This is a genomic window from Pseudomonadota bacterium, from assembly GCA_030860485.1.
In the GTDB taxonomy this organism is placed as follows: Bacteria; Pseudomonadota; Gammaproteobacteria; order JACCXJ01; family JACCXJ01; genus JACCXJ01.
Genome location: JALZID010000091.1, coordinates 1 through 5,999, shown reverse-complemented (window position 1 = coordinate 5,999; position 5,999 = coordinate 1). Strand labels below are relative to the sequence as shown.

At 61.8% G+C, this 5,999-nt stretch carries 4 protein-coding genes; all 4 read left to right on the top strand.

Annotation, left to right across the window (positions count from 1 at the left end; translation table 11 throughout):
- Nucleotides 1-414: 414 nt before the first annotated feature.
- The gene (locus M3461_05225; protein MDQ3773792.1) at nucleotides 415-1,065 is read left to right on the top strand and encodes a TIGR03118 family protein; all 651 of its coding nucleotides are present in this window, start codon (nucleotides 415-417) and stop codon (nucleotides 1,063-1,065) included.
- A gap of 286 nt (nucleotides 1,066-1,351) precedes the next feature.
- The gene (locus M3461_05220; protein ID MDQ3773791.1) at nucleotides 1,352-3,496 is read left to right on the top strand and encodes a TonB-dependent siderophore receptor; all 2,145 of its coding nucleotides are present in this window, start codon (nucleotides 1,352-1,354) and stop codon (nucleotides 3,494-3,496) included.
- Nucleotides 3,497-3,596: 100 nt separating this feature from the next.
- On the top strand, nucleotides 3,597-5,030 hold the full coding sequence (locus M3461_05215) for a PepSY domain-containing protein (GenBank protein MDQ3773790.1): 1,434 nt from the start codon (nucleotides 3,597-3,599) through the stop codon (nucleotides 5,028-5,030).
- A 231-nt stretch (nucleotides 5,031-5,261) separates the two neighbouring features.
- Nucleotides 5,262-5,594 (top strand): TIGR03118 family protein, encoded by a 333-nt coding sequence (locus tag M3461_05210; GenBank protein MDQ3773789.1) that lies wholly within the window; start codon nucleotides 5,262-5,264, stop codon nucleotides 5,592-5,594.
- Nucleotides 5,595-5,999 lie beyond the last annotated feature (405 nt).

The window sequence follows — 5,999 nt, the reverse complement described above, 5'->3', positions numbered from 1 at the left end:
CATCGCAGCGCAGCCAGCCATTCCGCAGAGCCGCGGACAGCCAGCCAGTATGTGAACCCACAACCACGAGGGAGGCTATCCGTGAACCACTCGAAAAATATCACCAATATCGGCGCCGCGCTTGGGGCACTGCTCGCCGCGCTGACGACACGGAGCGAGGAGCCGGTGATCCTGCCCGAAATACCGTGACGGGCAGCACCGCGACGGACACCGGCTACAGGGCCGACACCGCCACCACCGCCACCAAGACCGACACGCCGATCTTCGACCTGCCGGTGTCCATCCAGGTGGTGCCGCGTGAGCTCATGGACGACCGACAGGTGATTCTTCTTCAGGATGCCCTGGAGACCGTGAGCGGCGTGGTTCCCTTTGCCGGCGGCGGCAGGATGTCAAGGAATACTTGGCCCTCTCGCCGTGAACGGCGAGACGGGATTGGTGTACAAGGGCCTCGCGATCACGCCGTTTTCCACGGGCAACCGCGTCTACGCCGCCAACTTCGGCCTGCGCCGGATCGACAGCTTCGACGGCGCCTACCAGCCGATCCTGAACGGCGCCTTCCCGCGCCCCGCCGACCTGCCCGAAGGATTCGCGCCCTTCAACATCCAGTTCCTGGAATACGAGATCGACGAGGCACCAAGGCAAGGCTTGTTCGTAGCCTACGCCAGGACCACGGAGGATCCGGTCGAGGAGGAGCAGGGGCCGGGGCTCGGGTATATCGCGGAGTTCGATTTGGACGGCCGGCACCTGCGTACGTTGCACGCGAGCCGGAGGCTCAACGCTCCCTGGGGGTTGGTCGTGGCCCCCGAGGGATTCGGCCCGTTCTCCAAGCGCCTCATCGTCGGCAACTTCGGCGACGGCACCCTGGTGGCCTTCGGCTTGAAGAGCGGGCGCCAGAGGGGCTATTTACGCGGCCGCGATCGGCAGGCCATCCAGCTCGATGGCCTCTGGGCCCTCGGCTTCGGCAACGGCGCGAGCCTCGGGCGTGCGAATTACCTGTACTTCACCGCCGGGCCGAACGGCGAGGCCGATGGACTGTTCGGCAGCCTGCACTTCGTGGAGGAGTGAGGGGAGAGGGGTATCGCGATGGCCGTCGCTGGCGGGACGACACCGGCATTCGCCGGCGATAACCGGGAAGACGGGTTTGTGACCGAACCGGAGCGAGCATGAGGGTGGATAATTCGTTTCCCAAAGGGGGGCGTCAGCGCGGGGAGGTCTGCAGGCAATTTCGTAACAAACCAGCCAGCCACTCCTTCGGGTTAGCCAGCCAATACCAATGCATAAGAGAGGTCTGGCTATGCGAAATACTGTCAAACCTAGATTTAAACTCCCGCCAATTGCCCTTATACTGTCGATGCTTCTTGGTGCTGCGCCAGTCGTGGCGGCCGATGGGCATCAGGACGAACCCGTGGCTGGTGGGGATGAAGAACCCGTCGTCCTTCCGGTGATCACCGTCACGGGGACTTCCTCGAATGAGATCGGTTACGTGGCAACGCAAAGCGCCACCGCTACCAAGACCGATACGCCGATCATCGAAACGCCGCAGTCGATCTCGGTGGTCACGCGGGATCGAATGGAAGCTCAAAACGCACAGTCGGTCAGCGATGCCTTGCGCTACACCGCCGGTGTCGTGGCCGAGTCCAACGGGCCTGACCCGCGATCGGACGAAGTGACTATCCGAGGTCTCGAGACCGCCAGCTCGGGATCCCAATACCGCGACGGGCTCAGAGACTTCGCCTTCGGCGGCCAGGGCGGCATTGTAATGGAACCCTATGGGCTGGAACGCATCGAAGTTCTCCGCGGCCCTGCTTCCGTGCTGTATGGGCAGGGCGCTCCCGGTGGCTTGATCAATTTGATCACCAAGCGGCCAACGCAAATCCCTCTCTATGAGATCCAGCTGCAGTACGGTTCGTTCGACCGCAAACAGGCGGCCTTCGACCTCAGCGGTCCAATCGACGACGAGGGGCGGTTTCTCTATCGCCTGACCGGGCTCGCACGCGACGCGGACTCGCAAATCGATTTCGTCACGGACGACCGCATTTACTTCGCGCCCGCCCTGACCTGGCAACCATCGAATGACACCCGCCTGACGCTACTGGCCAGCTATCAGGAAAACGAGCGCGGGCAAGGCTATCAAGCGCTGCCGCGGGTGGGCACGCTGGTGCCGGGCCGATTCGGTTTCATTGCGACCGACCGCTTCGTAGGGGAACCCGGCTTCGATCGGTTCGACCAGGAGCGGACGTCGCTGGGCTACGAGTTCGAGCACCACCTGAACAGCGCGTGGAGCCTGCGCCAGAACTTTCGCTGGATGGACCAGGAGACTCTCCACGACACGATTTTTTTTACCGGCCTGCAAGATGACGGCGCGACAATCGATCGCGCAGTCCTAAAGGGTCGTGAATGGGTACGACATACGGCGATAGACAACCAGGTCCGGTGGAGGCTCAAAAACTCCGTGATAGAGCAAACCGTGCTGTTCGGCTTGGACCATCAGCGCTTGCGCGGTGACTTCGGCTCGATGTTTTTGTTTTCGTCCGTCCCCTCGCTCGATGTCTACAACCCCGTCTACGGCCAACCCTTGCCGATTTCCAACGACACGCCGCCGGACGACACGCGCAACACTTTGACGCAGACCGGCTTGTATGTCCAGGACCAGCTCAAGCTGTACGACAAATGGGTGCTCTCGCTGGGCGGTCGCTATGATTGGGCGGATAGCGGAACCGAAGACCTGCTGGCGGATACCAAGACGGATCAAGACGACGAAGCATTTACCGGCCGTGCCGGTTTGCTCTATCTGGCCGACAACGGTCTGGCGCCTTACTTCAGCTACTCGGAGTCGTTCCTGCCGATCGCCGATACCGATTTTTTCGGCGAGCCGTTCGAGCCCGAGACGGGCGAGCAGTATGAGGTCGGCGTCAAATACCAACCGCCCGGTGCGAATGCCTTTGTGACCCTGGCCGCCTTCGATCTCAGGCGCCAGAATGTGCTCACGCAAGACCCCGAAAACTTTGACAATCTGATTCAAACGGGCGAGGTCCGTTCCCGCGGCATCGAAGTAGAGGCTGTGGCCAGCCTGGATTTCGGGTTGGACCTGATCCTCGCTTACACTTACCTGGATCCGGAGATTACAAAAAGCAATGTGGTCGATGATGAGGGCGAACGCATCGAGGAAGGCGAGACTCCCACGGGTGTACCGGAACACACCGCCTCGCTGTGGGCGGACTACACCATCCAGGGCGGCGCCCTGGCGGAGCTCGGCTTCGGCGCCGGCGTGCGGTATCGCGGCTCCACCTTCGGCGACGTTCCTAACACAATCAAAGTCCCGGATGTTCCGCTGGTTGACGCGGTGGTTCATTATAGTTGGAAGAATCTCTACTTCGCGCTGAACGCCAGCAATCTCTTTGACGAGGAGTACGTCGCCTTCTGCGGCTTCCCCAGCGACGGCTGCAAGTACGGCAACCGGCGTTTCGTTGCCGCGACATTGACATATCGCTGGTAGTTCACGCATGCGTGAAGGGTCGCGATAGGTAAAGCGAAGCGTAACCCACCGCACACGGGCGCCCCGTGCGACGGATATCGATAGACAACCCAGTGCTAACATGAAAACCCGCACCTGGTTCCGCGTCCACAGCTTCACCGGCGTGATCACGGGCTTCATGCTGTTCACGATCTGCTGGAGCGGCGCCTTCGCGATCCTCTCCAATGAGATCGACTGGCTGGTGACGCCGGCGCTACGGGTGCAGCCGCAATCCGATCGCGCCAGTTGGGGAGAGATAAAGGCCGCCGCCGAAGCCGCCTATCCCGACGCAACGGTGAGCAGCATCAGCGCGCCGCTCTATCGCCGGTCGGTCGCAATGGTTTGGATCGATGTGCCGGATGGGGGCAGCCAGCTGCTGTTCGTCAATCCCTACACCGCCGAGGTCACCGGGACGAGCAGCGGCTTCACCGTGCAGCGCTTCTTCCGCGACTTTCACCGGATGTTGTTTTACCCCAACGGCTGGGGCCTCTATCTGGTGACGCTGTTCGCCCTGACCCTGCTGGTGTCCCTCGTTGCCGCGCTTTATTTCTACCAGCGCTGGTGGACGCGCTTCTTTCGTTTCAAAGCCGGGCCGCGGAGGTGGTTGTGGAGCGAGTTGCACAAGCTCACGGGCTTGTGGAGCCTCTGGTTTTTGCTCGTAATCGGCCTCACCGGCGTCTGGTATCTGTTCGAATACGCGCGCTACGATATCGGTGACAGGATAATCACTTATGCCAGCGGTGCCGAGAATGCTGTACATACGATTCCGCAAGCGGTTTCCGATCCCGATCGGTCGGCGTTGCCACTGGACACGCTTCTGGAGCGGGCATGGCAACTGCGTCCCGACCTCGATATCCGCTACATCAGCCTTGGAGAGGACGGCTCCTTCTATGTGGACGGTCAGGCCGGCCACCTGCTGGTGCGTAACGGCGCCAACCAGTTGCACCTAGACGCGCGCACCGGCGAGGTGCTTTACAACCAGCACGCCTCCGACCTGCCACTCTACTGGCGCTGGTCGGATACCGCCGATCCGCTGCACTTCGGTGACTTCGGTGGGCTAACGTCCAAGCTTATCTGGTTTGTCTTCGGTCTGGCTCTGTCGGGGCTGATCCTCACCGGCACCTATCTGCACGCCCAGCGCCTGGCCCGCGATACTGGCGGCCAATCCCGCCACCGCTGGCCGGGTACCGCCGCCGCGATTGTCGTCTCGCTGGGCATACTGGCGGCCTCGTTGCCCTTCGGCTTCCAAGAGGTGCGCGAGTTCTACGGACGGACGGTCGATGGCGTGAAACAGCTGCCCAACTTGGCGCCGGGAGTGAAGGCGGTGATCATCGGCTGGGCGGCAGTGACCTTGGCCATCATCGCGGCCTGGATCTTCATGCTCTGGCGCCCCCAGGCGGTCGTGCAAGCAAGCGTCCCAGCAAAGAGAGCTGAGCAATCCACCGGTGTTCGGCAAACAGCAAGGGCTGCCTCGCTGGAACGCAGTGGAATCCGGCGAACGGGTGGATTTACTTGAGGCGCCGGGTTATATGGACCGCGATGCCCAGAAACGGCAGCTCGCGTAGCCCAATGGGAGTGAAACGCAGTCTGGGAACGGAGGGAGATGGGATACGTCGACTTCAGCCGGTCCGCGCGGACTACCCGGCGGCGATGGTTGCCACGCTCTGCATGCTGACGCCTCAGGTGAGCATCTACCGGGCTTGAGCGCGGCGTTTGTCGGAGTGGACACTGAGCTGGAGACATGCGAATGATGCGCTACACGTGGGTGCTGGTGCACCGCTGCGCAGGTTTGGAGATTGCCCTGTTCGCCGTGGCCCCCGAGGGGTTTGGTCCATTCTCCAAGCGCCTCATCGTCGGCAACTTCGGCGACGGCACCCTGCTGGCCTTCGGCTTGAAGAGCGGGCGGCAGAGGGGATATTTACGCGGCCGCGATCGGCAGGCCATCCAGATCGATGGCCTCTGGGGCCTCGCCTTCGGCAACGGCGCGAGCCTCGGGCGTGCGAATTACCTGTACTTCACCGCCGGGTCGAACGGCGAGGCCGATGGCCTGTTCGGCAGCCTGCACTTCGTGGACGAGTGAGGGGAGGAGGTATCGCGATGGTGCGGGACTACACCCTGTTCGATTTCCCGAGCGGCCCGGGCGCACGGTGTCGGTGGCCTATTCGATCAACTGGTGATTCTCTCACCCAGTAGAGGACTATTGTACCAATGACCTAAGAGGCTGCTTAAGAACTGCTGCGCTTGGCATAACTGCGTTGCTCAAGGGCTCAAAATGCTCCTTTACTACTATCGTAAACTCCGCTTTTTCGCCCTTTCGCGCGCTTCCCTGCCTGCGCTCAGGACGTTTTCAAACAGCCTCTAAGCATCGCAGCGCAGCCAGCCATTCCGCAGAGCCGCGGACAGCCAGCCAGTATGTGAACCCACAACCACGAGGGAGGCTATCCGTGAACCACTCGAAAAATATCACCAATATCGGCGCCGCGCT